The organism is Luteimonas yanweni, assembly GCF_039548475.1.
Lineage (GTDB): Bacteria > Pseudomonadota > Gammaproteobacteria > Xanthomonadales > Xanthomonadaceae > Luteimonas.
This window is the reverse complement of the sequence record NZ_JBCLVC010000006.1, coordinates 187,759-210,620: the sequence shown is the minus strand read 5'-3', so window position 1 is coordinate 210,620 and position 22,862 is coordinate 187,759. Positions and strand designations below refer to the sequence as shown.

The 22,862-nt window shown below is 71.6% G+C and carries 23 protein-coding genes and 1 riboswitch; of the genes, 12 read left to right on the top strand and 11 right to left on the bottom strand.

Annotated elements, in window-relative coordinates; all coding sequences use genetic code 11:
- Positions 1-97: 97 nt before the first annotated feature.
- Complete coding sequence (locus WCE39_RS02660; RefSeq protein ID WP_343275163.1) at positions 98-946, bottom strand: M23 family metallopeptidase; 849 nt, start codon at positions 944-946, stop codon at positions 98-100.
- A gap of 4 nt (positions 947-950) precedes the next feature.
- Positions 951-1,841, bottom strand: coding sequence for a phytase (locus WCE39_RS02655; RefSeq protein ID WP_343275162.1), 891 nt, complete (start codon positions 1,839-1,841; stop codon positions 951-953).
- Positions 1,842-2,150: 309 nt separating this feature from the next.
- Positions 2,151-2,269: riboswitch (SAM riboswitch) on the top strand.
- A gap of 109 nt (positions 2,270-2,378) precedes the next feature.
- Between WCE39_RS02655 and metX the strand changes: the two genes are divergently transcribed.
- The 3 genes from metX to WCE39_RS02640 are packed head-to-tail and all read left to right on the top strand — an operon-like array spanning position 2,379 to position 5,799.
- Positions 2,379-3,440: a homoserine O-succinyltransferase MetX gene (metX, locus tag WCE39_RS02650; RefSeq protein ID WP_343275161.1), complete on the top strand. Its 1,062-nt coding sequence runs from the start codon at positions 2,379-2,381 to the stop codon at positions 3,438-3,440.
- The gene (locus WCE39_RS02645; protein WP_343275160.1) at positions 3,437-4,651 is read left to right on the top strand and encodes an O-succinylhomoserine (thiol)-lyase; all 1,215 of its coding nucleotides are present in this window, start codon (positions 3,437-3,439) and stop codon (positions 4,649-4,651) included. The genes metX and WCE39_RS02645 overlap by 4 nt, the downstream gene beginning before the upstream one ends.
- Positions 4,648-5,799, top strand: coding sequence for a homoserine dehydrogenase family protein (locus tag WCE39_RS02640; protein WP_343275159.1), 1,152 nt, complete (start codon positions 4,648-4,650; stop codon positions 5,797-5,799). Before WCE39_RS02645 ends, WCE39_RS02640 begins: the two co-directional genes overlap by 4 nt.
- Here WCE39_RS02640 and WCE39_RS02635 read toward each other — a convergent pair.
- A complete protein-coding gene (locus tag WCE39_RS02635) occupies positions 5,786-7,168 on the bottom strand; it encodes an L-serine ammonia-lyase (RefSeq protein ID WP_343275158.1) in 1,383 nt (460 codons plus the stop codon). The genes WCE39_RS02640 and WCE39_RS02635 overlap by 14 nt on opposite strands.
- 91 nt (positions 7,169-7,259) lie before the next feature.
- On the opposite strand from WCE39_RS02635, the gene WCE39_RS02630 reads away from it, so the two are divergent.
- Complete coding sequence (locus WCE39_RS02630; RefSeq protein WP_343275157.1) at positions 7,260-7,487, top strand: glutaredoxin family protein; 228 nt, start codon at positions 7,260-7,262, stop codon at positions 7,485-7,487.
- Positions 7,488-7,497: 10 nt separating this feature from the next.
- On the opposite strand, the gene WCE39_RS02625 is transcribed toward WCE39_RS02630, so the two are convergent.
- Positions 7,498-8,193, bottom strand: a complete 696-nt coding sequence (locus tag WCE39_RS02625; RefSeq protein ID WP_343275156.1) for a YceI family protein — start codon at positions 8,191-8,193, stop codon at positions 7,498-7,500.
- A gap of 119 nt (positions 8,194-8,312) precedes the next feature.
- Between WCE39_RS02625 and WCE39_RS02620 the strand changes: the two genes are divergently transcribed.
- The gene (locus tag WCE39_RS02620; protein ID WP_343275155.1) at positions 8,313-11,936 is read left to right on the top strand and encodes a hybrid sensor histidine kinase/response regulator; all 3,624 of its coding nucleotides are present in this window, start codon (positions 8,313-8,315) and stop codon (positions 11,934-11,936) included.
- A gap of 71 nt (positions 11,937-12,007) precedes the next feature.
- The gene (locus tag WCE39_RS02615; protein WP_343275154.1) at positions 12,008-12,541 is read left to right on the top strand and encodes a hypothetical protein; all 534 of its coding nucleotides are present in this window, start codon (positions 12,008-12,010) and stop codon (positions 12,539-12,541) included.
- Here WCE39_RS02615 and hemE read toward each other — a convergent pair whose 3' ends face one another.
- From hemE to WCE39_RS02595, 4 genes are all read right to left on the bottom strand, one after another.
- On the bottom strand, positions 12,542-13,615 hold the full coding sequence (gene hemE, locus WCE39_RS02610; RefSeq protein ID WP_343275153.1) for a uroporphyrinogen decarboxylase: 1,074 nt from the start codon (positions 13,613-13,615) through the stop codon (positions 12,542-12,544).
- Positions 13,616-13,650: 35 nt separating this feature from the next.
- Positions 13,651-13,908, bottom strand: coding sequence for a WGR domain-containing protein (locus WCE39_RS02605; RefSeq protein WP_343275152.1), 258 nt, complete (start codon positions 13,906-13,908; stop codon positions 13,651-13,653).
- A 74-nt stretch (positions 13,909-13,982) separates the two neighbouring features.
- On the bottom strand, positions 13,983-15,074 hold the full coding sequence (gene aroB, locus WCE39_RS02600) for a 3-dehydroquinate synthase (RefSeq protein ID WP_343275151.1): 1,092 nt from the start codon (positions 15,072-15,074) through the stop codon (positions 13,983-13,985).
- Positions 15,071-15,643: a shikimate kinase gene (locus WCE39_RS02595; RefSeq protein WP_343275150.1), complete on the bottom strand. Its 573-nt coding sequence runs from the start codon at positions 15,641-15,643 to the stop codon at positions 15,071-15,073. The genes aroB and WCE39_RS02595 overlap by 4 nt, the downstream gene beginning before the upstream one ends.
- A gap of 133 nt (positions 15,644-15,776) precedes the next feature.
- Here WCE39_RS02595 and WCE39_RS02590 point away from each other — a divergent pair, with 133 nt between their 5' ends.
- Positions 15,777-15,980 (top strand): dodecin family protein, encoded by a 204-nt coding sequence (locus WCE39_RS02590; RefSeq protein ID WP_343275149.1) that lies wholly within the window; start codon positions 15,777-15,779, stop codon positions 15,978-15,980.
- Here the strand turns inward: WCE39_RS02590 and WCE39_RS02585 are convergent.
- Positions 15,961-16,800: a kinase gene (locus WCE39_RS02585; RefSeq protein ID WP_452299551.1), complete on the bottom strand. Its 840-nt coding sequence runs from the start codon at positions 16,798-16,800 to the stop codon at positions 15,961-15,963. The genes WCE39_RS02590 and WCE39_RS02585 overlap by 20 nt on opposite strands.
- Positions 16,801-16,874: 74 nt before the next feature.
- On the opposite strand from WCE39_RS02585, the gene pdxH reads away from it, so the two are divergent.
- From pdxH to WCE39_RS02570, 3 genes are all read left to right on the top strand, one after another.
- Positions 16,875-17,471: a pyridoxamine 5'-phosphate oxidase gene (pdxH, locus tag WCE39_RS02580; protein ID WP_343275147.1), complete on the top strand. Its 597-nt coding sequence runs from the start codon at positions 16,875-16,877 to the stop codon at positions 17,469-17,471.
- Positions 17,472-17,488: 17 nt separating this feature from the next.
- A complete protein-coding gene (locus tag WCE39_RS02575; protein WP_343275226.1) occupies positions 17,489-18,310 on the top strand; it encodes a cobalamin-binding protein in 822 nt (273 codons plus the stop codon).
- Between the two features lie 75 nt (positions 18,311-18,385).
- Positions 18,386-18,781, top strand: coding sequence for a DoxX family protein (locus tag WCE39_RS02570; protein WP_343275146.1), 396 nt, complete (start codon positions 18,386-18,388; stop codon positions 18,779-18,781).
- A 9-nt stretch (positions 18,782-18,790) separates the two neighbouring features.
- On the opposite strand, the gene proC is transcribed toward WCE39_RS02570, so the two are convergent.
- Both proC and WCE39_RS02560 read right to left on the bottom strand, forming a co-directional pair.
- Positions 18,791-19,642: a pyrroline-5-carboxylate reductase gene (gene proC / locus WCE39_RS02565; RefSeq protein WP_343275145.1), complete on the bottom strand. Its 852-nt coding sequence runs from the start codon at positions 19,640-19,642 to the stop codon at positions 18,791-18,793.
- Positions 19,643-19,730: 88 nt separating this feature from the next.
- A complete protein-coding gene (locus tag WCE39_RS02560; protein WP_452299549.1) occupies positions 19,731-20,438 on the bottom strand; it encodes a YggS family pyridoxal phosphate-dependent enzyme in 708 nt (235 codons plus the stop codon).
- A gap of 136 nt (positions 20,439-20,574) precedes the next feature.
- Between WCE39_RS02560 and WCE39_RS02555 the strand changes: the two genes are divergently transcribed.
- Both WCE39_RS02555 and WCE39_RS02550 read left to right on the top strand, forming a co-directional pair.
- On the top strand, positions 20,575-21,612 hold the full coding sequence (locus WCE39_RS02555) for a type IV pilus twitching motility protein PilT (RefSeq protein ID WP_343275144.1): 1,038 nt from the start codon (positions 20,575-20,577) through the stop codon (positions 21,610-21,612).
- Between the two features lie 12 nt (positions 21,613-21,624).
- Positions 21,625-22,755 carry a PilT/PilU family type 4a pilus ATPase gene (locus tag WCE39_RS02550; RefSeq protein WP_343255690.1) on the top strand — a complete coding sequence of 377 codons (1,131 nt, stop codon included), beginning with the start codon at positions 21,625-21,627 and terminating at the stop codon, positions 22,753-22,755.
- The last annotated feature ends 107 nt before the right edge of the window (positions 22,756-22,862 follow it).

Below are 22,862 nucleotides of genomic sequence, written 5' to 3'. Positions count from 1 at the left end.
GCGTAATTATACGGGGGCGGCGTAGGTCCGTGGCTGAAAAGCATCTGTCCTGTCTGCGTCCATCCGCCCCAATCCGTGGCAAAAAAGCGCTCCGCTCTCACTCCACCCCCGCCGCAGCCTCACTGAAGCGGAGGATCCCGGCCGGGCCGAACATCCTGAAGGGCAGGGAGACCAGGCGCATGCCGCGGTTTGCCTGGATGGCGAAGTGCAGGTGGGGGCCGCCGCTATAGCCGGTGCTGCCGGAGCTCCCGATGCGCTGGCCGCGGCGCACGCGTTCGCCTTCGCGGACCTGCGCACCACCCGGGGCGAGGTGGGCGTAGACGGCCATGGTGCCGTCCGCGTGCAGGATGCGGATGAAGTTCGCGCGGTCGACGTCGGCGGCCGAGTCCAGGCCACCGTTGCGGAAGCGCACGTCGACCTGCATCACCAGGCCGTCGCGCGCGGCCAGCACCGGCGTGCCCTCGGGGACGGCGAAGTCGACCGCATGGCGGTTCTCGTCGTCGCGGTGGCTGAAGGCGCCGCCCCAGCCCTGGCCGATGTCGAGCACGTGCGTGGCCAGTGGCCATGCGTATTCGACGTCGCCCGGGCGGGCGCCCGGGTGGCCGGGCACCACGTCCAGCAGGAGCAGGGCGTCGGCCCGGTCCATGCGCGACACCAGCACGCGCCCGCGCGCCGGCACGGTGGCGCGCGCGGGCAGCGCGGGGCGCGCCGCGGGCACCTGGCCGCGCGCGCGCAGCCTGACCTCGACGGGGCCGGAAAGCAGGTTCTCCGCCCAGGCCTCGGGGCCGTGGCCGCGGTCCACCACGTCCAGTCGAGCGAGCGGCGCGGGAGCGGGCTGCCCGGTGTCCACGGGCCCGGTGGCCTGCGCCGCGGCGGTCACGCCCCGGCCGGCGGGCAGTGCGATGCATCCCGCCAGCAGCAGCGCAACGATGAAGGGCTTGCGCATCGGGTCAGTGCAGGCAGGCGCGGTCCAGGTCCAGCGCTTCGACGATGTCGGCCAGGTCGAACGCGGTCACCGCGCGATCGTCGTGCACCGCATACAGCGCGCCTCCCGCGAACCGCGACGTGGCCGCGGCGTGCAGGGCGATGCCGTCGGTGCGCGCGGTGGCCCCGCCGTGGAAGCTGCCCACCGGTTCCAGGCTCTCGCGATCGAAGAGGTGGAAGCGCGTCAGCGGCGCCTGCTGGTCCACCGCCAGCCAGTAGCCGCCCGTGGCGCTGCAGGCCCAGAGCACCACGCCCTCGGCTTCGCCGGTGAACGTGCCTTCCGGCAGGCTGCGCCCGCTCCAGCGGCCGGCAAAGTCGTAGACGTGGATGTTTGACGGGCTGGTCTGGTCTTCTTCGGCGACCAGCAGGCGGTCATGCGCCGGGTCGCCGGCGATTGACTCGACCATGTTCAGGCGCGCCGGGCCCGCGGTCTCGCCGAAGGATCCGAGATGGGCGGCATCCAGATGGCCCTGGTCGTCGAAGCGCAGGCGGTAGCGGCGTACGCGCTGCGACAGTTCCTCGGCCGGCGGCACCACGTCATGGCGCTCGCCGTACATGAAACTGTCGGTGACGAAGGCCTCGAGCTCCCGCGGCGCGCTCTCGTGCAGCCAGATGCCATAAGGGCTGCGCAGTTCGTCGTGGCCGAAGCTGGCGACCGGCGCGAAGTCCGGCAGCGACAGCAGCTGCACGCGATGGTTGTCGCGCTCGACCACGAACAGGATGTCGCCGAACACCGCGAGGCCATTGGGACGGTTGAACGCGCCGGGCGTCTTGCCGGGCGCCCCGACGGTCCGCAGCGGCTCGCCGGAATCGCCGTTGAACACCGTCAGGCGATGCGTGGACTTGCCCGTGGCCAACAGCCAGGTGTCGTCCTCCGCAGAAACCCAAACGACTACGGAGTCCAGTTCTTCCCCAGGGACATCGGGCGAGATCCACGCTTCCGTGACCAGGGTGGAGGCGGGTGGCGGGGGAGGTGCCGCGTGGGTCGACGGGTGGGGCGTGCTGGCGCAGGCGGCAAGGAGGAGGGCGAGTGCGCTCGCAACGATAGTTCTCGACATGGCGTGATTATGCGGTGCGAAACATGCATGCGGCGATTCCCGGGTAACGTATCGCTTCATCCGCATGAAGCGATTGACATGGCGCCCGGGCGCTGGCAGGCTGCGGGCCATCCATCGAGACCGGCCGAGGGACAGGCCCGACGACGCCGGGGCAACTGGATGGGGCGCAAGCCCCGTCCGCTGTGCCAAGTCCTGCGGGGACCTGTGCGTCCACCGGAAGATGGCTGCGGACCGCCCGTAAAGGGGTGGCCGTCGCATATCGCCGCGGCTGCGGCGATACCTATCGTCCGGCATGCCCCGCGGCATCGATGGCCTTGTCCACACACGGATATCGCCATGAGCCTCGAAGACCGCGCCGCCCCCGCCCCCACGCTTGCCGAAGCGTTCCCCGTCCGCCGCCACCAGGCGCCGGCGTCCACAGAGGGCACCACCACCACGCGACAGCCCGCCCTGCGCGGCGCGGTCGACGTGGTGCTGCCGATGCGCCACGCCGGTGCCCGCCGCCTGCGCCTCGCCTGGGAGCTGCTTGGTCCGGAGGGCGCGCCGGTCGTGCTGGTGTCCGGCGGCATTTCGGCTGATCGCCACCTCGCTGCCAGCGTTACATTCCCGCAGCGGGGCTGGGCCGAGGCGGCGGTTGGCCGCGACCGCGCGCTGGACCCGTCACGGCTGCGCCTGCTCGCCTTCGACCACGTCGGCGCAGACGGCGGGCTTGATGCGGTGATCGACACCGGCGACCAGGCCGACGCGGCGGCGGTGCTGCTGGATGCTCTCGGCATCCGTCGGCTGCATGCCTTCGTGGGCTACTCCTACGGCGCTGCGGTCGGGCTGCAGTTCGCGGCGCGCCATCGCGCACGGCTGGAGCGCGTGGTGGCGATCAGCGGCGCGCACCGGGCGCACCCATGGGCCGCTGCCTGGCGTGCGCTGCAGCGCAAGGCGGTGGCGCTGGGCGGACTGCAGTGCGCGGAGGGACAGGGGCTGGCCCTGGCCCGGCAGTTCGCGATGCTCGGCTACCGCAGCGGCGACGGTTTCGCGGAGCGCTTCGACGCGCCGGCGGAGGTGGTGAATGGACGCGTCCGGGTGGCCTCGGAGGAGTACCTGGATGCCGCCGGGGTGCGCTTCGTGGCCCGGACACCCGTACTGGCGTGGCAGCGGCTGTCGGAGTCACTCGACCTGCATCGGGTGTGGCCCGGTGACGTTCGCGCCCCGGCGACCGTGGTCGCGGTCGAGGGTGATCCGCTGGTGCCACTCTCCGACGCGGTGGCGCTGGTGGAGGGCCTGGGCGGGCCGGCCAGCCTGCGCGTACTGCGTTCGCCGCACGGCCACGACGCCTTCCTCAAGGACGACGGCCGCATCGATGCGATCCTGCGCCGCGCGCTGTCCGCGGAGGTGCCGGCATGAGCGGGCATGGCCCCCGCCCGTGCCAGGGCGATGCCACCCGCGCGGTGCGCGCGGGCATCGACCGCGACCCGGCCTTCGGCGCCGTGGTGCCGCCCCTGGTGTTGTCGTCGAACTTCAGCTTCGAAGGCATCGGCGGCAAGCGCGAGTACGACTACACCCGGAGCGGCAACCCCACCCGCGACCTGCTGGGCGCGGCGCTGGCGGATCTCGAGGGCGGCGCCGGCGGCGTGGTGACCTCCAGCGGCATGGCCGCGATCACGCTGCTGCTGCACGCGCTGCTCGAGCCGGGCGACCGGCTGGTCGTGCCCCATGACGCCTATGGCGGCAGCTGGCGGCTGTTCGATGCGCTCGCGCGCAAGGGCCACTTCGAGCTGGTCACCGCGGACCTGACGGACCCGCGCGCGTTGGCCGATGCGCTGGCGGCGAAGCCGAAGCTGGTGCTGGTCGAAACGCCGTCCAATCCGCTGCTGCGCGTCACCGACCTGCGCTTCGTGGCCGAGGCCGCGCACCGCGCGGGCGCCCTGGTCGCGGTCGACAACACCTTCCTGTCTCCGGCGCTGCAGCAGCCGATCGCCTTCGGCGCGGACGCCGTGCTGCATTCGACGACCAAGTTCATCAACGGCCACAGCGATGTTGTCGGCGGCGCGCTGGTGGCGGCCACGCCGGAGCTGCACGAACGCTTCGCCTGGTGGGCGAACGCGCTGGGCATCACCGGTGCGCCATTCGACAGTTTCCTCACCCTGCGCGGGCTGCGCACGCTGGACGCGCGAATGCGCGTGCACCAGGAGAATGCCAGGGCGATCGTGCACCGTCTTGCGACGCACCCGCTGGTGGAGCAGGTGTACTGGCCGGGCCTTGCCTCGCATCCCGGACACGCGGTCGCGGCCCGGCAGCAGAAGGGGTTCGGCGCGATGCTGAGCGTCGAACTGCAGGGCGGTGGGGAGTCGGTGCGCGCGTTCGTGGACGGGTTGCGATGCTTCACGCTCGCGGAGTCGCTGGGTGGGGTCGAAAGCCTGGTCGCGCACGCGGCCACGATGACCCATGCCGCCATGGCACCTGCGGCCCGCGCGCGGGCCGGCATCGGCGACGGACTGCTGCGGCTTTCGGTGGGCATAGAGTCGGAGGCCGACCTGCTTGCCGACCTCGAGGCCGCGCTGGGGCGCGTCGGCGCGCTGTTGGACGCGATTGCGCGCCAGCGGGTGGACGCATGAACGCCGTGGCCGCAAATGCCTCCGCGGGCAGGGGCGTGCGGGCCGCGGCCACCGCGCCGCCGGCGCCCAGGCTGGCGCTGCTCGGCACGGGCACGGTGGGTGGCGCCTTTGTCGCGCGCTGCGAGCGGTTGCGTGGCGAGGGCGTGGACGTCCCCGCGTTCGCCTGGCTGGCGAACTCGCGTGCCATGCGCGGAGGCGGTGGGCGGCCGCTGGACGCACTGGCCGGCCTCCGCGCCGCGCCAGGGACCCCGGCGGAGCGCTCACCCGTGGCCGGGTGCGACGGCCTGCGACGCGGCGACGTGCTGGTGGACGCCACGGCGAGTGACCGCGTGGCGGCAAGGCACGGCGAGTGGCTGGCGCGGGGGATCAACGTGGTCACCGCCAACAAGCTTGGCAGGGGCGCGGACCTGGCGCGCGCGGAGGCCATCGCGGCTGCGCAGGCCGGCGGCGGCGCGCGCTATGGCAACAGCGCCACTGTCGGGGCGGGCCTGCCGCTGTTGCATGCGATCACGGGCCTGCGGGCCGGCGGCGACCGCATCCACGCGGTGGAAGGCGTGCTGTCGGGCACGCTGGCCTGGCTGTTCGGCGGCTACGACGGAACGCGCCCGTTCTCGGCGCTGCTGCGTGACGCGCGCGGACGGGGCCTGTGCGAACCCGATCCCCGCGTGGACCTCTCCGGACAGGACGTGCGCCGCAAGCTGCTGATCCTCGCGCGTGCCGCCGGGCTGCCGCTGGAGGCGCATCATGTGCGGGTGGAGTCCCTGCTCGACGACACGCTGGCCGCGGCCGGTGCTGGCGACGCCGAACGCCTTTTCGCCAGGCTCGACGCGCCGCTGCGCCGTCACCTGCTGGACGCGCAGCGCAGCGGCCGGAAGCTGTGCTTCACAGGGCGCTTCGATGCGGGCGGTGCGGAAGTGGGCCTGCGGTCGCTGCCGGCATCGCACCCGCTGTGCACGGGCAACGGAACCGACAACCTGGTGGCGATCAGCAGCTGCCGCTATGCCACACAGCCGCTGCTGATCCGCGGCCCGGGAGCCGGTGCCGGCGTGACGGCCGCGGCGCTGCTGGATGACGTGCTGGGCATCGTGCGCAGCGAGAGCCGGGCGTCCGGGCGCTCGGGCGCGGCGCGCGCGCTCAGCACTCGATGACGTTGACCGCGAGGCCGCCGCGCGAGGTTTCCTTGTATTTGTCCTGCATGTCGCGGCCGGTGTCGCGCATGGTCTTGATGACCTCGTCCAGCGTCACCTTGTGCTTGCCGTCGCCGCGCAGCGCCATGCGTGAAGCGTTGATCGCCTTCACCGCGCCCATCGCGTTGCGCTCGATGCAGGGGATCTGCACCAGGCCGCCGATCGGATCGCAGGTGAGCCCCAGGTTGTGCTCCATGCCGATCTCCGCGGCGTTCTCGATCTGGCTGGGCGTGCCGCCGAGCGCGGCGGTCAGGCCTGCAGCCGCCATCGAGCAGGCCACGCCCACTTCGCCCTGGCAGCCGACCTCCGCGCCGGAGATCGATGCGTTTTCCTTGTAGAGGATGCCGACCGCGGCGGCGGTGAGCAGGTAGTCGAACACGCCCTGCTCGCTGGCGCCCTGGCAAAAGCGCTCGTAATAGCGCATCACCGCGGGAAGGATGCCGGCCGCACCGTTGGTGGGCGCGGTGACCACCCGGCCGCCGGCGGCGTTCTCCTCGTTGACCGCCAGCGCATACAGGTTCACCCAGTCGAGCGTGGTCAGCGGGTCGCGCATGCCGGCCTCCGGTCGCTCGGACAGTTCGGCGTACAGTGCCGGCGCGCGGCGCGACACGCGCAGGCCACCGGGCAGGGTGCCGCCGTTGGCGATGCCGCGCTGGATGCAGGCCTGCATGGCGTCGTGGATCTCGCGCAGGCCGGCGCGGACCTCGTCCTCGCTGCGCCAGGAGCGCTCGTTGGCCATCATCAGCCGGGCGATGGAGAGCCCGTGTTCCGCGCACTGCGCCAGCAGCTCGCGGCCGCTGTTGAACGGGTACGGCACCGGCGTGGTGTCGGCGACGATGCGATCTTCGGCGGCCTCGTCCTGGTTGACCACGAAGCCGCCGCCGACGGAGTAGTAGTCGCGGGTGGCGATCACCTCGTCGTTGGCGTCGTAGGCGGTGAAGCGCATGCCGTTGGTGTGGTGCGGCAGCTTCTGGCGCTTGTTCATCACCAGGTCGCGCTTCTCGTTGAAGTCCACCGCGTGGCGGCCCAGCAGCAGGACACGCTTTTCACCGCGGATGCGGTCGAGCGCGGCGGGGATGATGTCGGGATCGATGGTGTTCGGGTGCTGGCCCTCCAGGCCCATCAGCACGGCCTTGTCGGTGCCGTGGCCACGGCCGGTCAGGGCGAGCGAACCGAACACCTCCGCGCGGATGCGGGCGACGTCCTGCAGGCGGCCGGGCTCGTCGAGCCAGTGCTCGACGAAGCGTGCCGCGGCACGCATGGGGCCGACGGTGTGCGAGGAGCTCGGCCCGATGCCGATCTTGTAGAGGTCGAACGTGCTGACGGCCATGGCGTCCCGAAGGGGCTGGATGTATTGCCTATGATAGCCGTCGCCGCGCGCGGGCCCGTGCGCCGGCGTACCCGCGAGCGAGGCCTGCGAGATGCCCCTGATCCTGTTCCAGCGCGACGATTGCCACCTCTGCGACCTGGCCCTGGAGGTGCTGGCCGCGGCGCGGGCGCCGGCGTTCGAAAGCGTGTTCATCGACGGCGACGACGGCCTGGAAGCCGCCTATGGCGACCGGGTGCCGGTATTCCGCGACGACGCCGACGGCCGCGAACTGGACTGGCCGTTCGATCCGGCGACGCTCGGGGAATTCCTGCGCCGCTGAGGCACGCGGCTCAGCGGCTGGCTTCGAGCTCGATCCGCACCTCGACCGCGTCGCCGACCATCGAATCCCAGGCGGTGCTGCCGAAGTCCGCGCGGCTGAGCGTGGCCGTGGCCGAGAACCCGACGGCGCGGCGGAAGGGCGGCAGCGGGTAGCGGCGCTCCGCGTTGCGGACGGCGTCCAGCACCACCTCGCGGGTGTTCCCGCGCAGCGTGAGCAGGCCGTGGATTCGGGCGCGCCCGGCGTCCACCGGTTCGACGCGGGTGGAGTGGAAGGTCGCGACCGGGTGCTGTCCGGTATCGAGCAGTCCACGCGCGGCTACCGCGCGGTTCCACGCGGCGTCGCCGAAATCCAGCCGGTCGAGCGGGATTTCCACATCCACCCGCGCGCCCTCCCAGGAGCCCGGCGCCAGCTGCAGGGTGCCGGTGGTCCCCGACACCGTGGCGATGGCCCTGGAAAACCCGGCGTGGTCGATCGCGATCGCGATCCGCGTATGCACCGGGTCCAGCGCGTAGGAAATGGCTTCGGGATGGGGTGGCGGCGCCGCGGGCCGCCCAGCCTGGCCGGCGCCGTGAGGCTGGCCGGCGGGCGCCTGCGTGGCGGCCGGCGGCACATCGCGAGGCGGGGCCTGGGCGCACGCGGCTGCGAGCGCGCAGAGCGCGGCCAGTGCAGCCGATCGCAGGCCGGGTCGCTGTCGGCTGGCACGCATGGGATCACCGGGGAGTTGGCCGCATGGCCGGTGGCCCGATTCTAGGCAGCTCGGCCGCGTGGTGAAACTTGCGCCGGCGCGCGGGCATTGCGAGGATGCCCCCGGGGTCGATCGGTGCCATGGGCGCCGTGGACATGGGGAGTTCGATGCGGGCTTGGGGAACGGGCTGGTGGCTGTGCCTGCTTTGGCTGCTGGCCGGCGCGGCGGGCGCCAGCGTGCCGCAGCTGCCGCTGCCGCGGCAGGTCAGCGTGATCGACGGGCTGCCGTCCAACCGCGTCAATGCGCTCGCCGAGGACCGGCAGGGCTACCTCTGGATCGCGACCCGCGATGGCCTGGCGCGCTACGACGGCGTCGGTTTCCGCATCTGGCGAGTCGGCGACGGGCTGCGCGACAACTTCGTGTGGTCGGTGCACGTCGATGCCCGGGACAGGGTGTGGATCGGCACGGCATCGTCGGGCCTGGCCATGCTCGATGTCGAGCGCGAACGGTTCACCTGGTACGACCGCGACACGCAGCCGGAGATGGCCAGCAACGACATCTGGTCGATCAACGGCACGCCCGATGGCGACATCTGGTTCGGCACCTCGGCCGGCGGCCTGCACCGGCTGTCGGCGGACGGCGTGCTGCGGCGCTACCACCACGATCCCGGCGACGCTTCGAGCCTGCCGTCCGACGGGGTCTCGCACCTGGTCGTGGACCGCGGCGACGGCAGCCTGTGGGTCGGCACCAAGGGCGGCGTCGCGCGCTGGAACGGGAGTGGCTTCGACCGTCTGCCGTCGGAACTGCTCGGCACGCGGATGGTCGACGGCATGACCATGGACGATGCCGGCAGCCTGTGGATGGGCATCCATGGCGGTGGCATGGTGCGCCACGCCGACGGCCGCCTGCAGCAGCTGCCGTGGATCGACCCGATGCTCGGCGAGCCGGCGCTCAACATGCTCATCCAGGATGCACAGGGCGCACGTTGGCTCGACACCCGCAGCGGCCTGGCCTGGGTCCACGAGGGGCAGGTCCGGAACGTGCCGCTGTACAGCACCACCAGCCGTGGCATGGTGCGCCCGGCCTGGTCGAGCGCGTACGAGGATCGTGAAGGCGGCCTGTGGTTCGCCAGCTCCGACTCGGGCCTGTGGCACCTGCCGGCCAACTGGCGGAACTTCAGCGTGCTGCAGCGGCGCATGGGCGATCCGTCCTCGCCGGCCAACGCCTTCGTCTACAGCGCCGCGCCCGCGTCACCGGGTGCGGGCAACGGACTGTGGCTGGCCGGCAGCGGCGGCGCGCTCGACCACCTCTCGCCCGAAACCGGCGTGATCGAACACCGGCTGGTCGAGGCCTGCGGCGCGCTGTTCATCACCGGAGTGATGGAGGCCGCAGATGGCGGGGTCTGGCTCGGCTGCCAGGACCAGCTGGTGCACTTCGACCCGGACACCGGGAACGTGCGCCGCTGGCATGCCGACGGCAGCCCGGATGCGGCGCCCCCGGGGCGCATCGCGCAGTTCGTCGAACAGCGCGACGGCAGCCTGTGGCTGGCGAGCCACCAGAGCATCCAGGTGCGCGACGCGGACGGGACGGTGCTGGACACCATCCATCGCGGCGAGGGCCGCGGCCTGGCCGCATCGACCCTGGTCGAGCACATGGTGCGCGCGCCGGACGGCGGGGTTTGGCTGGCCACCACCGACGGCCTGCTGGCCTGGAACGACGGCGCGGCGCGGTTCGAGCGCGTGCCGGGCGCGCCGGAGGCGGCGCTCTACAGCATCGCCTTTGATGGCGACGGCGTGGCCTGGCTGGCCGGCTACGGCGAGCTCGGCGCCTATGCCTGGGACGGTGGCGCACTGGCCCGGCTGCGCGGCTTCGGTGCCGCCGAGGGCCTGCCGATGGTCGCCCCCGGCGGCGCGGTGGTGGACGAGGCGGGCGTGGTCTGGCTGACCACCGTGCGTGGCCTGGTGCGCATCGATCCGGAGAGTGGCCGCCTGCGCGTCTATGGTGTGCACGACGGATTGCCCAGCCACGAATTCAGCGAATACCCGGTGGTGGCATCGACCCGGGGCTATGTCGCCGCCGGCACCGCCGACGGCCTGCTGCTGTTCCAGCCGGGCCTGGTGCAGTGGAGCCAGCGCACGCCGACGCTTGCGATCGAATCGGTGGACCTGAGGCGCGGCGACGAGCGCATCGTCATGCCGCCGCAGGCCGCGATGTCGCTGCGCCACGACGACCGCGACCTGCGGGTGGTCGCGCGCCTGCTGTCGTTCACCGATGCCCATGCCCACCGCTACCGCTTCCGCCTCGACGGCTACGACCCCGGCTGGGTCGAAACCGGCGCCAGCGGCGAGCGCATTTTCGCGCGGCTGGCGCCGGGCAGCTACCGGCTCAGCGTCCAGGCGCGCACCGCGGACCAGCAGTGGACGCCCGTGCAGGACCTGCAGCTGCGCGTGGAACCGCCATGGTGGCAGGCCCCCTGGGCGGTGGTGGCGTTCGCGACCCTGGGCGCGCTGCTGCTGCTGTGGGTCGTGCATGGCTACCGGCATCGCCTGAAGCGGCGGCACGCCTGGCAGCTCAACGAGCAGAAGCGCGAACTCGCCGAGCACGCGTCACAGGCCAAGACGCGCTTCCTGGCCACCCTGGGCCACGAGGTGCGCACGCCGATGACCGGCGTGCTGGGCATGAGCGAACTGCTGCTGGGAACGTCACTGGACACGCGCCAGCGCAGCTATGCCGACGCCATCCGCCGCGCCGGCGAGCACCTCATGCGACTGGTCAACGATGCCCTGGACCTTGCGCGGATCGAATCCGGGAAGCTGGAGCTCATCGTCCAGCCGTTCGATCTCGTGACCCTGCTGGAGGAGGTCGGCGGCCTGGTCGAGCCGATGGCCCGGCAGCGCGGGCTCCGATTCCGCTGCCACGTCGATGCGGACACGCCGCGCTGGCTGCTCGGCGACGCCGGGCGCGTGCGCCAGATCCTGCTCAACCTGCTGGGCAACGCGGTGAAGTTCACCGAAGCCGGCAGCGTCTCGCTGCAGGCCGCGCCCATCGCCACCGGTGGCGTGCGCCTGGTGGTGTCGGACACCGGCCCCGGGCTCAACGAAGAACAGCAGGTGCACCTGTTCCGCCGCTTCGAACAGGCCGAGGGCGCGCGTACCGCCGCGCGCTATGGCGGCAGCGGCCTGGGCCTGGCGATCTGCCAGGAACTGGCGGTGGCCATGAAGGGGCGCATCGAACTCGACAGCACGCCGGGGCAGGGCACGGACTTCACCGTGGACCTGCCGCTTCCGGGTGCGGCGCCGCCGGCCGGGCCGACCGCCGATGCCGCATCTCCCGGCCCGCGGAACGCGCAGGTACCGCTGTCGCTGCTGCTGGTGGAGGACGATCCGACGGTGGCGCGCGTGATCGCCGGGCTCCTGCGAGCCCAGGGGCACGAGGTCGTGCAGGTGCCGCACGGACTGGCGGCACTCGGCGAAGTGGCGCGCACGTCGTTCGACATGGCGCTGCTGGACCTCGACCTGCCCGGGATCACCGGGCTGGCGCTGGCCGGCCAGCTGCGGGCGCGCGGGTTCGTCGCGCCGCTGCTGGCGGTCACCGCGCGCGCCGATGCCGAGGCCGAGCCGCTGGCGCGCGAGGCCGGCTTCGACGGCTTCCTGCGCAAGCCGGTGACCGGCGCGATGCTGGCCGGCGCCGTGGATGCGCTGCGTCGCCCGCACGCGGCCGGCCATGCGGCGGTTCCGGAGTCCGGGCCTTCCGCGCCGGGGTGACTTGCGCCACGGACGCGGGGGCCGTGGCGCGCTATCGTCGGCGTTCCATCCAAGCAGCCGCAGGAGTTCCCATGTCTGATCGAGCCACGCCCGGCGTCCACTGCGTGATCGCAGCGGCGCTCGCCGCCGCGGCAGCGTTCGCTCCCCTGCCGGCCGAGGCCACCCGGGTCGTTGCCCAGGCCACCGCTATCTGCCAGGGCGCGCTGCCCGCCTTCGAGACCCGGATCCGCAAGCGCCCGCTGGCGTTGCAGAACGAGGGCGGCACCAACGCCTTCGTGACCTGTTCCTTCAACAACCCCGGCAACAACAGCGGCGGCAGCCGCGTCACTGGATTCACCGTGTACCTGCAGAACACGTCGTCCGCGCGCACCGTCTCCTGCACCGGCGTCAACTCCGACGCCGGGGCGAACGGCAGTGATGCCCTCTACGCTACGAAGTCGATCCGGGTGCCACGCGACCAGGACGGCAGCACCGCCCTGGACTTCGAGCCCGGCGACTTCGTCGCGGGCGCATTCGTGCTGCCGGGTGATGCGGTCAGCGTCTCGTGCAACCTGCTGCCGGGAATCGGGATCACCAGCACGGTGCTGGTCAACAACGAAAACTGATCAGCGCCGGCTGTGCGCGTGCACCTCGTCCACGAGCACGCGCACGTGCTCCGGGTCCATGCCCGGCGACATGCCATGGCCGAGGTTGAACACGTGGCCCTCGCGCGAGCCGCCGTTGCCGTCGCGGTAGCTGTCGAGTGCGCGGCGCACTTCGCGGCGGATGGCGTCCGGCGTCCCGTACAGCGTGGTCGGGTCGAGGTTGCCCTGTAGCGCGACCTTGCCGCCGGTGGCGCGCGCGGCGTCGCCAAGCTCGATCAGCCAGTCGACGCCGAGGCCTTCCGCGCCCGAGTCGGCCAGCTCGCCGAGATAGGCGGCGTTGCCCTTGCCGAACATGATCAGCGGCGTGCGGTCCGCGCCTTCGCCACGCTCCAGCTCGCGCGCGATGCGGTTGAGGTAGGGCAGCGAGAATTCGCGGTACATCGCCGGCGACAGCACGCCACCCCAGGTGTCGAACACCTGCAGCGCCTGGGCGCCGGCGGCGCGCTGCGCGGCGAGGTAGGCGATCACCGCCCGGGTGTTGACCTCGAGCAGGGCATGCAGCGCCTTAGGGTCGGTGTGTGCCATGGCCTTGATGCGCGCGAAATCCTTGCTGCCGCCGCCTTCGACCATGTAGCAGGCCAGGGTCCACGGGCTGCCCGAGAAGCCGATCAGCGGCACGCGGCCGTCGAGCTCGCGGCGGATCACGCGCACCGCGTCCATGACGTAGCCGAGCTCGCTTTCCATGTCCGGCACGCCGAGCTTGGCGATGGAAGCCGCGTCGCGCACCGGCCGCTCGAACTTCGGGCCTTCGCCGTCGACGAAGTACAGGCCCAGGCCCATCGCATCGGGGATGGTGAGGATGTCGGAGAACAGGATCGCGGCGTCGAGTTCGAAACGCTCCAGCGGCTGCAGCGTGACTTCGCAGGCGAGCTCGGGGTTCTTGGCCATGGCCAGGAAGCTGCCGGCCTTGGCGCGGCTGGCACGGTATTCGGGCAGGTAGCGGCCGGCCTGGCGCATCAGCCAGACGGGCGTGTGGTCCACGGGCTCGCGGCGCAGTGCGCGGAGGAAGCGGTCGTTCTTCAATGCTTGGGTCACGTCGGGATCCTGTAGTGCCGGCGCGCGGGGCTGCTCTAGGGGCGGGGAACGTCCGCGCCCTGCGCGAACGTGACCTGGAACCCACGCTTGAGCTGCTGGTCGCGCGCCTGTTCCAGCGCGTGTGTCGCGCTGGCCTGGTCGAGGAACTGCTCGCGGCGCACCGTGCTGCGGCCACCGATCTGCCCGCTTTCGCGCACCAGCATCCAGCCACCCAGGAGGTCGGGCTGGAGCATGAGCTGCACGAAACGCGGGGCCTCGGGGCCGCCGGGTCGCTGTTGGAGGAGCAGGCGCATCCGGAGATTGTAGCCGGGGCGCGGGGTTGCGGACGCTGGCCGGGCCCTGGCAATCGCGTGCCCGGGGCGACTGTTCAGCCCGCCCGGAGCACGTCCAGCACCCGCGCCTCGGGAACGCCGGCCACCAGCCGGGCCCGGCCCGGCCCGTCCCAGAGCACGAAGCGCAGGCCGTCGGACTGGGCCTTCTTGTCCAGGCGCATGCGCGCCACCAGCGCGGCCGGGTCCAGGCCGCGGGGAAGCGCCACCGGCAGCCCGAAGCGCTCGAGCACGCCGCACAGCGCATCGGCATCGGCCGCGGCCGCGAGTCCCAGCCCGGCCGACAGCCGCGCCGCCAGCACCATGCCCACGGCCACGGCCTCGCCGTGGTTGAGGCCGTCGTAAGCCTGTTCGGCCTCGATCGCATGGGCGAAGGTGTGTCCGAAATTCAGCAGCGCGCGCTCGCCGTGCTCGAACGGGTCGCGTTCGACGATCGCCGCCTTGTGCGCGCAGCTGCGCGCGATGGCCGTCGCCAGCGCGGCGTCTTCGCGCTCCAGCAGCGCGCCGGCGTGGGCGCACAGCCAGTGCAGGAAGCCCTCATCGACGATGGCGCCGTACTTGACCACTTCCGCCAGTCCGGCGCGCAGCTCGCGGTCGGGCAGGGTGCGCAGCACGCCGGTGTCGGCGAACACGGCGCGCGGCGGATGGAAGGCGCCGACGAGGTTCTTGCCCGCGGCAAGGTCGACCGCGGTCTTGCCGCCCACCGACGAATCCACCATCGCCAGCAGGCTGGTCGGCAGCTGCACGCAGTCGATGCCGCGCATCCAGCAGGCCGCGGCAAACCCGGCCAGGTCGCCGACCACGCCGCCGCCGAGGGCATAGACGCAGGCGTCGCGGGTGGCGCCAAGGGCCGCCAGGGCATCGATGGCTGCGCTGAAACCGTCCAGCGTCTTGCTGGCCTCGCCGGCGGGAAGCAGGAAGACGTCCACGCGCGCATCCGGGCGTGCCGCCCGCAGGGCGTCGCAGACCTGGCGCGCGTATAGCGGGCCGACGTGGCTGTCGCTGGCCACCAGCACCTGGCGTCCGCGCAGCGGCGCCGCCAGGGCCGCGCCGTCCTCCAGCAGGCCGGGACCGATGGTGATGGCGTAGGGCGCCGGCCCGCCCACGGCGATGCGTTGGCTGGCACTCACGCGGCCGGCTCCGGCGTGGCCTGCGACGACGCGGCCATCGTGCCGCGTCGCCAGGTGGACTCCAGCAGGGCCGCCAGCCGCTGCGCGGCGTCGGCGGCCGGGGCCGGGGCGGGCTCGAAGACGAGATCCGCCACCTCCGCATACAGCGGATCGCGCCCGGCGGCCAGGCGCGCCAGGATCGACGCGCGATCGCCGCGCGCCAGCAGCGGCCGGCTGCGGTCGCGGACGAGGCGCTGCAGCTGCGCGGGCACGTCCGCATGCAGGTGCACCACGAAGCCGCCCCCCGCCAGGTTGCGCCGGTTCCCTGCATCGAGCACCGCGCCGCCGCCGGTGGAGATCACCGCATCCGGCCCGGCCAGCAGGACGGCAAGTACGTCGCGCTCGCGCGCGCGGAAGCCGGCTTCGCCTTCGCATTCGAAGATCGTCGCGACGCTGGCGCCGGTGCGCCGTTCGATTTCCTGGTCGCTGTCGACGAAGGCGAGCTCGAAATGCCGCGCCAGGCAGCGCCCGACCGAGGTCTTGCCGGCGCCCATGGGGCCGACGAGCACGAGGTGGCGGGCGGGATTCATGGGCGTTGGCGTGGAGGCGTCCGGGGTGTGACGATGCTAGCAGCCGGCCGCAGGCGAAGGCATGGCCTTAACGGCCGCGCCCCGAGGATGGTGTCCGCCACCAGTCCGGTGGCCACTGCGAAAGGAGAACACCATGTCGGTCGCCAAGGTCATCGAGATCAATTCGTCCTCGCCCACCAGCGTCGAGGACGCCGTGCGCAAGGGGCTGGCAAAGTGCGCGGAGTCGGTGAAAGGCATCAAGGGCGCCTGGATCAGCGAAACCAAGGTCGTCACCGATGGCGGTGGCAACATCACCGAGTGGCGGGTGAACCTGCGCATCAGCTTCGTGGTCGACTGAGCCCGGAGGCCGCCGCGGCCGGCTGCCGCCGTGCGTCCAGCGCGATGACGCGTCCGGCGATGCCGGGCAGGGTGCGCAGGGCCTGGCGGCTGGTCCGTTCGTAATGCTGGACGAAGCGCTCGACGCCTGCGCGGTCCATTCCGCCGCCGGCGGGATGCGCGGCGTGCAGCGCCTTCTCCGCCTGCCACCGCCATTCCGGTACCACCTCGAACGACGGCGCCTGCAGCAGGAGCAGGCGATCGATGCGCCGCCAGAGTGCAGGGTAGTCGCGCGCCAACGCGTCGTTGCACCAGCGCCGCCAGCGGCCGTCGGCGTCTTCCTCGCGCTCCAGGGCGTTGAGCGGCGCGGCCAGGGCCGCGTCCGCTTCGGCAGGCGTGCCCAGGAACCAGCCCTCGAACACGACCAGGTCCACCGCCCGCGCCGTCGGCCACCGGTCGCGCGCGAGGCGGTTGTCGGAGCGCTTGTCGAAGCGGGGGAGCGCCACGTCGCGTCCCGCGCGCAGTGCGTCCAGCAGCTCGATCGCCAGGCCGACCTCGTGCGTGCCCGGGGGGCCGCGCGTGGCCAGCAGCGGATGCACTTCGCGCGCCATGCGCTGCCGGTCCGCGTGGCCGAGGTAGACATCGTCGATGGACAGCACCGCGCAGCGCAGCCCGCGGCCCCGGGCTTCGGCGGCCACCTGCGCCGCGAAGGTCGATTTGCCGCTGCCCTGCAGCCCGCTGATGCCGTAGACGCGGGCGCCCGACCGCAGCGCGTCGTCGAGCGCCGCGGAAACGACGCCGGGGCCGAATCCCGCAGCGGGCTTGTGCATCGGCGTCGCCATCCGGGCACGATAGCGCAGGTGCGCACGCGTCCCGCGCACGCCCGACGCCAGCAGAACCGCGGAGCCCCCAGCTGATGACCGACCTTTACGCCGAAGCCCTGCACACATTCGACGCGCTCTTTGACGAAGCGCTGGCCGCCGGCGAACCCGATCGCACCGCCATGCAGCTCGCGACCGCGACCGCCGACGGCCGCCCATCCCTGCGCACCGTGCTGCTGAAGGCGCACGACGCGCGCGGCTTCGTGTTCTACACGCACCTCGATGGCCGCAAGGGCCGCGAGCTGAAATCCAATCCGCGCGCGGCGCTGCTGTTCCATTGGCCGCGCGTGCGCCTGGGGGTGCAGGTGCGCATCGAGGGTGGCGTGGCGATCGTCGACGAGTCCGAGGCCGACGCCTATTTCGCCAGTCGGCCGCGGGGCAGCCAGCTTGGCGCCTGGGCATCGCTGCAGTCGGAGCCCCTGGAGTCGCGCGAGGAGTTCGATCGCCGCCTGGCGGACTGCGAGCGGGAGTTCGAAGACCGCGACGTTCCGCGGCCGCCGCGCTGGACGGGCCTGCGCGTGGACCCCGAACGCATCGAATTCTGGTACGCCGCCGAGTACCGGTGGCACGAGCGCTGGCTGTACGAGCGCGACCTGGCCGGCGACTGCAGCAAGCGGATGCTGTATCCGTGAGGCCCGCCGCCACGGCCATGCGTGGCCCCCGGCGCATCGTCTGCCTCACCGAGGAGCCCACCGAAACGCTCTATGCGCTGGGCGAACAGGACCGGATCGTCGGCATCAGCGGCTTCACGGTGCGCCCGCCGCGGGCGCGCAGGGAGAAGCCGAAGGTCAGCGCCTTCACCAGCGCGAAGATCGACGCGATCATGGCGCTCGCGCCCGACCTCGCGATCGGCTTTTCCGACATCCAGGCCGACATCGCCGCCGAACTCGTGCGCCGCGGCGTCGAGGTCTGGATCAGCAACCACCGCAGCGTGGACGGCATCGTCGACTACGTCCGCCGGCTGGGGGCGCTGGTCGGGGTGCCCGGGCGCGCCAACGACTATGCCGATGCCCTGCAGCGCGGCGTCGAGGCCGTCGAGGCCCGGGCGGCAACGCTGTCGCAGCGCCCGCGCATGTATTTCGAAGAGTGGGACGACCCGCCGATCACCGGCATCCGCTGGGTGGCCGAGCTGATGCGCATCGCGGGTGGCGACGATGTGTTCCCCGAGCTGGCCGCGGAGCCGCTGGCGAAGCAGCGCATCCTGGCCGATGCCGGCGAGGTGGTGCGCCGCGCGCCGGACATCATCGTCGGCTCCTGGTGCGGCAAGAAGTTCCGCCCCGACAGGGTCGCGGCGCGGCCGGGCTGGGACGCGATCCCGGCGGTCCGCGATGGCGAACTGCACGAAGTGAAATCGCCGCTCATCCTGCAGCCCGGCCCTGCGGCGCTGACCGATGGCCTGGCGGCGCTGGCCGGCATCGTGCACGGCTGGGCGGAGCGACAGCAGGAGCGTGCCCGCCAAGAGCACGCTTGACAGGAGCACCCTTGACAGGGGCACGCCCTGCGCGTCTCTGCCATGATCCGCGATCCCAGACAACCGGACCCGCCCATGAACCAGGCTGCTATGCACGACATCGCGCGGCTGCTGCTGCGCGTCACCCTCGGCGTGTTGATACTGCTGCACGGCATCACCAAGCTGCGCGGGGGCATGTCCGGCATCGAGGGCATGGTGGTGGCGCAGGGCCTGCCCGGCTTCCTTGCCTATGGCGTGCTGGTGGGCGAGGTGCTGGCGCCGTTGATGCTGCTGGCCGGCTTCCATGCCCGCATCGGCGCCGTGCTGGTCGCGATCAACATGCTGTTCGCGATCGCGCTGGCGCACATGGGCGAACTTGGCCGGCTGAATTCCAGCGGCGGCTGGGCGCTGGAACTCCAGGGCATGTTCCTGGGCACGGCCATCGCCATCGCGCTGCTTGGGCCGGGCCGCTACGGCATCAACCAGCGCTGAGCCGAGGCTTCAGCCGTTGGCGGCCGAGAGTTCGCGGCCGCGGGTGGCGGCGGCCCCGATCGCCGCGGCGACCAGCGTGCGCAGGCCGCCGGCCTCGAAGGTCTCGATCGCAGCCTGTGTGGTGCCGCCGGGCGAGGTGACGCGGCGGCGCAGCTCCGCCGGCGCGTCGTCCGAACCGGTCAGCATGCGGGCGGCGCCGAGCAGGGTCTCCTGCACCAGGATGCGCGCGGCCTCCGCCGGCAGGCCCTGTGCGCGCGCCGCGTCCTCCATCGCTTCGGCCAGCAGGAACACATAGGCCGGACCGCTGCCGGAAACCGCGGTGACGGCGTCCATCAGCGCCTCGTCCTCGATCCACACCGTCTTGCCGGTGGTCGCCAACAGTGCCTGGGCGCGGTCGCGGCCGGCGGCATCCACCGCGGCATTGGCGTGCAGGCCGGTGACGCCCGCGCCGAGCAGGGCAGGGGTGTTGGGCATGGCGCGGACCACGGCGGCATCGCCACCGAGCCAGGACGCGAGCTGGCCCGCGGTAATGCCGGCGGCGATCGAGATCGCGAGCGGGTGCGAGGCGCGGGCCTGGCCCGCCAGGCTTTTACACACCTCGCGCATCACCTGCGGCTTGACCGCGAACACCCAGGCGTCGGCGGCGGCCACGGCATCGGCCGCGTCGGCGTGGACCTGCACGCCGTAGTCGCGGGCCAGCGCATCGCGCAGCGCGTCGACCGGTTCGGCCACGTGGATGCCAAGCGGATCCGCGCCGCGGGACACCATGCCGCCGATCAGGCTGCGCGCCATGTTGCCGCCGCCGATGAACGCGGTGGCCCGCGGCGTGGTGGATCGAACGTCGGTCCGTGGATCGGTCATGGCGTGGCTCCTTCAGCAACGGGGCCGGCCATTGTCGCCGAGCGCCGTCGCTGTCGCGACCGCCGCACCCGGACGGGCGTGGCGCGGCTCAGGCCGGCGCGCGCGGTCCGAACAGCGCGGTACCGATGCGGACCATGGTCGCGCCTTCGGCGATCGCGAGTTCGAAGTCCCCGCTCATGCCCATCGACAGGGTGTCGGCGCCGGGATGCGCGGCCAGCAGTTCATCGTGCAGCGCGCGCATGGCCGCGAAGCCGGCGCGGCGGTGCCCCGGGTCGGGATGCGGCTCGGGGATCGCCATCAGTCCGCGCAGTGCGAGCGCGGACTGCGCGGCAATGGCGCGGGCGAGCTCCGGCACGTCGGCAGGGGTGCAACCGTGCTTGCCGGCTTCGCCATCGATGTTGACCTGGATGAGCACCTTCAACGGAGGCCGCCGTGGATCGCGGGCCGCGGCCAGCGCCGCCACCAGTTTCGGGCGGTCGACCGACTGCACCCAGTCGAACAGTTCCGCCGCCTGTTCCGCCTTGTTCGACTGCAGGTGCCCGATCAGGTGCCATTCGATCCCGGCGCCGTCGAGGGCCGCGACCTTGGCCGACGCCTCCTGGACGTAGTTCTCGCCGAACGCGAGCGCCGCACCGGGGCGCAGGGCCGCCCACTCCGCGGCCAAGGCCGCGATCTCGCCGGCCTCGCGGGTTTTGCCCACCGCGACCAGGCGCGGCCGCGTGGCGCCGCGGATGGCGTTCTGTTTCGAGGCGCCATCCATTGCTTCAAGGACGCGCGCAAGGGGTCCGTCCGGCATCTGCCTGCTCCTCCAGCACCGCTGGTTCTGTGACGCGGATACGGGGCTATACTGCCCCCGGGGAGTACTCTGGCGCCAGCCGCGACGCGGTGGGGCGTCCCGCAATCAACTTGTGCACTGCCGCTGGGGAGCATGCATGGATATCGCCGAACTTCTGGCGTTCTCGGTCAAGAACAAGGCCTCGGACCTGCACCTGTCGGCAGGCCTGCCGCCGATGATCCGCGTCGACGGCGACGTCCGCCGGATCAACATCCCGGCGCTCGACCACAAGCAGGTCCACGCGCTGGTCTACGACATCATGTCGGACAAGCAGCGCCGCGACTACGAGGAATTCCTCGAGGTCGACTTCTCGTTCGAGATCGCCGGCCTGGCGCGCTTCCGCGTCAACGCCTTCAACCAGAATCGCGGCGCCGGCGCGGTGTTCCGCACCATTCCGTCCGAGGTGCTGACGCTCGAGGACCTCGGCACGCCGCGGATCTTCAAGGAGCTGATCGACCAGCCACAGGGCCTGATCCTGGTCACCGGCCCGACCGGTTCCGGCAAGTCGACCACGCTCGCGGCGATGGTCGACCATGTCAACAAGACCGAATACGGGCACATCCTCACCATCGAGGATCCGATCGAGTTCGTGCACACCGCGCAGAAGTGCCTCATCAACCAGCGCGAAGTGCATCGCGACACTCACGGTTTCAACGAGGCGCTGCGCTCGGCGCTGCGCGAGGACCCCGACTACATCCTGGTGGGCGAGCTGCGCGACCTGGAAACCATCCGCCTGGCGCTGACCGCCGCGGAGACCGGCCACCTGGTGTTCGGCACCCTGCATACCTCGTCGGCCGCCAAGACCATCGACCGCATCATCGACGTGTTCCCCGCCGGCGAGAAGCCGATGGTGCGCTCGATGCTGTCGGAGTCCCTGCGCGCGGTGATCTCGCAGGCGCTCCTGAAGAAGGTCGGCGGCGGGCGCACCGCGGCCTGGGAAATCATGGTCGGCATCCCGGCGATCAGGAACCTGATCCGCGAGGACAAGGTCGCGCAGATGTATTCGTCGATCCAGACCGGCCAGCAGCACGGCATGATGACGCTCGACCAGCACCTGCAGGACCTGGTCAAGCGCGCCATGGTCACCCGCCAGCAGGCGCGGGACTATGCCAAGGACAAGCGGCTGTTCGAGTAACCGGAGCATCACATGAGCGCCATCGACTTCACCTCCTACCTCAAGCTGATGGCCCACCAGAAGGCCTCGGACCTGTTCATCACCGCCGGCATGCCGCCGTCGATGAAGGTCCATGGCAAGATCTCGCCGATCACCCAGAACGCGCTGACGCCGCAGCAGGCGCGCGACCTGGTGCTGAACGTGATGACGCCGCCGCAGCGCGAGGAGTTCGAACGCACCCACGAGTGCAACTTCGCCATCGGCGTGTCCGGCGTCGGCCGCTTCCGCGTGTCGTGCTTCTACCAGCGCAACCAGGTGGGCATGGTGCTGCGCCGGATCGAAACCCGGATCCCGTCGATCGAGGAGCTGAACCTCCCGCCGATCATCAAGACCCTGGCGATGACCAAGCGCGGCCTGATCATCTTCGTCGGCGCCACGGGCACCGGTAAATCGACCTCGCTCGCGTCGATGATCGGCTACCGCAACCAGAACTCCACCGGGCACATCATCACCATCGAGGACCCGATCGAGTTCGTGCACAAGCACCAGGGCTGCATCATCACCCAGCGCGAGGTCGGCATCGACACCGACAACTGGGAGAACGCGCTCAAGAACACCCTGCGCCAGGCGCCGGACGTGATCATGATCGGCGAGGTGCGTACCCGCGAGGGCATGGACCACGCCATCGCCTTCGCCGAGACCGGCCACCTGGTGCTGTGCACCCTGCATGCCAACAACGCCAACCAGGCGATGGACCGCATCATCAACTTCTTCCCCGAGGATCGTCGCGGCCAGCTGTTGATGGACCTGTCGCTGAACCTCAAGGGCGTGGTCGCGCAGCAGCTGCTGCCGACGCCGGACGGCAAGGGGCGCCGCGTGGCGATGGAGATCCTGCTCGGCACGCCGCTGGTGCAGGACTACATCCGCGATGGCGAGATCCACAAGCTGAAGGAGGTCATGAAGGAGTCGACCAACCTCGGCATGAAGACCTTCGACCAGAGCCTGTTCGAGCTCTACCAGGCCGGCGAGATTTCCTACGAGGACGCACTGCGCTACGCCGACTCCGCCAACGAAGTGCGCCTGCGCATCAAGCTCGCCCAGGGCGGCGATGCGCGCACGCTGTCGCAGGGGCTGGACGGCGTCGAGGTGGCCGAAGCCAACTGATACGCAGCATTTCGTCGCTTACAGGAAGGGCGCCGGCGACGGCGCCCTTTTCTTTGCGTACTTTTTACCTTGCAGCCGCCACAATGGCCGGCCTCCCATTCATCCTT

What these genes read in the sequence shown, in the direction of transcription:
- WCE39_RS02660 (WP_343275163.1), bottom strand. Translation starts at nt 946, where the DNA reads ATGCGCAAGCCCTTCATCGTTGCGCTGCTGCTGGCGGGATGCATCGCA.
- metX (WP_343275161.1), top strand. Translation starts at nt 2,379, where the DNA reads ATGAGCCTCGAAGACCGCGCCGCCCCCGCCCCCACGCTTGCCGAAGCG.
- WCE39_RS02645 (WP_343275160.1), top strand. Translation starts at nt 3,437, where the DNA reads ATGAGCGGGCATGGCCCCCGCCCGTGCCAGGGCGATGCCACCCGCGCG.
- WCE39_RS02640 (WP_343275159.1), top strand. Translation starts at nt 4,648, where the DNA reads ATGAACGCCGTGGCCGCAAATGCCTCCGCGGGCAGGGGCGTGCGGGCC.
- WCE39_RS02635 (WP_343275158.1), bottom strand. Translation starts at nt 7,168, where the DNA reads ATGGCCGTCAGCACGTTCGACCTCTACAAGATCGGCATCGGGCCGAGC.
- WCE39_RS02630 (WP_343275157.1), top strand. Translation starts at nt 7,260, where the DNA reads ATGCCCCTGATCCTGTTCCAGCGCGACGATTGCCACCTCTGCGACCTG.
- WCE39_RS02625 (WP_343275156.1), bottom strand. Translation starts at nt 8,193, where the DNA reads ATGCGTGCCAGCCGACAGCGACCCGGCCTGCGATCGGCTGCACTGGCC.
- WCE39_RS02620 (WP_343275155.1), top strand. Translation starts at nt 8,313, where the DNA reads ATGGGCGCCGTGGACATGGGGAGTTCGATGCGGGCTTGGGGAACGGGC.
- WCE39_RS02615 (WP_343275154.1), top strand. Translation starts at nt 12,008, where the DNA reads ATGTCTGATCGAGCCACGCCCGGCGTCCACTGCGTGATCGCAGCGGCG.
- WCE39_RS02605 (WP_343275152.1), bottom strand. Translation starts at nt 13,908, where the DNA reads ATGCGCCTGCTCCTCCAACAGCGACCCGGCGGCCCCGAGGCCCCGCGT.
- WCE39_RS02595 (WP_343275150.1), bottom strand. Translation starts at nt 15,643, where the DNA reads ATGAATCCCGCCCGCCACCTCGTGCTCGTCGGCCCCATGGGCGCCGGC.
- WCE39_RS02590 (WP_343275149.1), top strand. Translation starts at nt 15,777, where the DNA reads ATGTCGGTCGCCAAGGTCATCGAGATCAATTCGTCCTCGCCCACCAGC.
- WCE39_RS02585 (WP_452299551.1), bottom strand. Translation starts at nt 16,800, where the DNA reads ATGGCGACGCCGATGCACAAGCCCGCTGCGGGATTCGGCCCCGGCGTC.
- pdxH (WP_343275147.1), top strand. Translation starts at nt 16,875, where the DNA reads ATGACCGACCTTTACGCCGAAGCCCTGCACACATTCGACGCGCTCTTT.
- WCE39_RS02575 (WP_343275226.1), top strand. Translation starts at nt 17,489, where the DNA reads ATGCGTGGCCCCCGGCGCATCGTCTGCCTCACCGAGGAGCCCACCGAA.
- WCE39_RS02570 (WP_343275146.1), top strand. Translation starts at nt 18,386, where the DNA reads ATGAACCAGGCTGCTATGCACGACATCGCGCGGCTGCTGCTGCGCGTC.
- proC (WP_343275145.1), bottom strand. Translation starts at nt 19,642, where the DNA reads ATGACCGATCCACGGACCGACGTTCGATCCACCACGCCGCGGGCCACC.
- WCE39_RS02560 (WP_452299549.1), bottom strand. Translation starts at nt 20,438, where the DNA reads ATGCCGGACGGACCCCTTGCGCGCGTCCTTGAAGCAATGGATGGCGCC.
- WCE39_RS02555 (WP_343275144.1), top strand. Translation starts at nt 20,575, where the DNA reads ATGGATATCGCCGAACTTCTGGCGTTCTCGGTCAAGAACAAGGCCTCG.
- WCE39_RS02550 (WP_343255690.1), top strand. Translation starts at nt 21,625, where the DNA reads ATGAGCGCCATCGACTTCACCTCCTACCTCAAGCTGATGGCCCACCAG.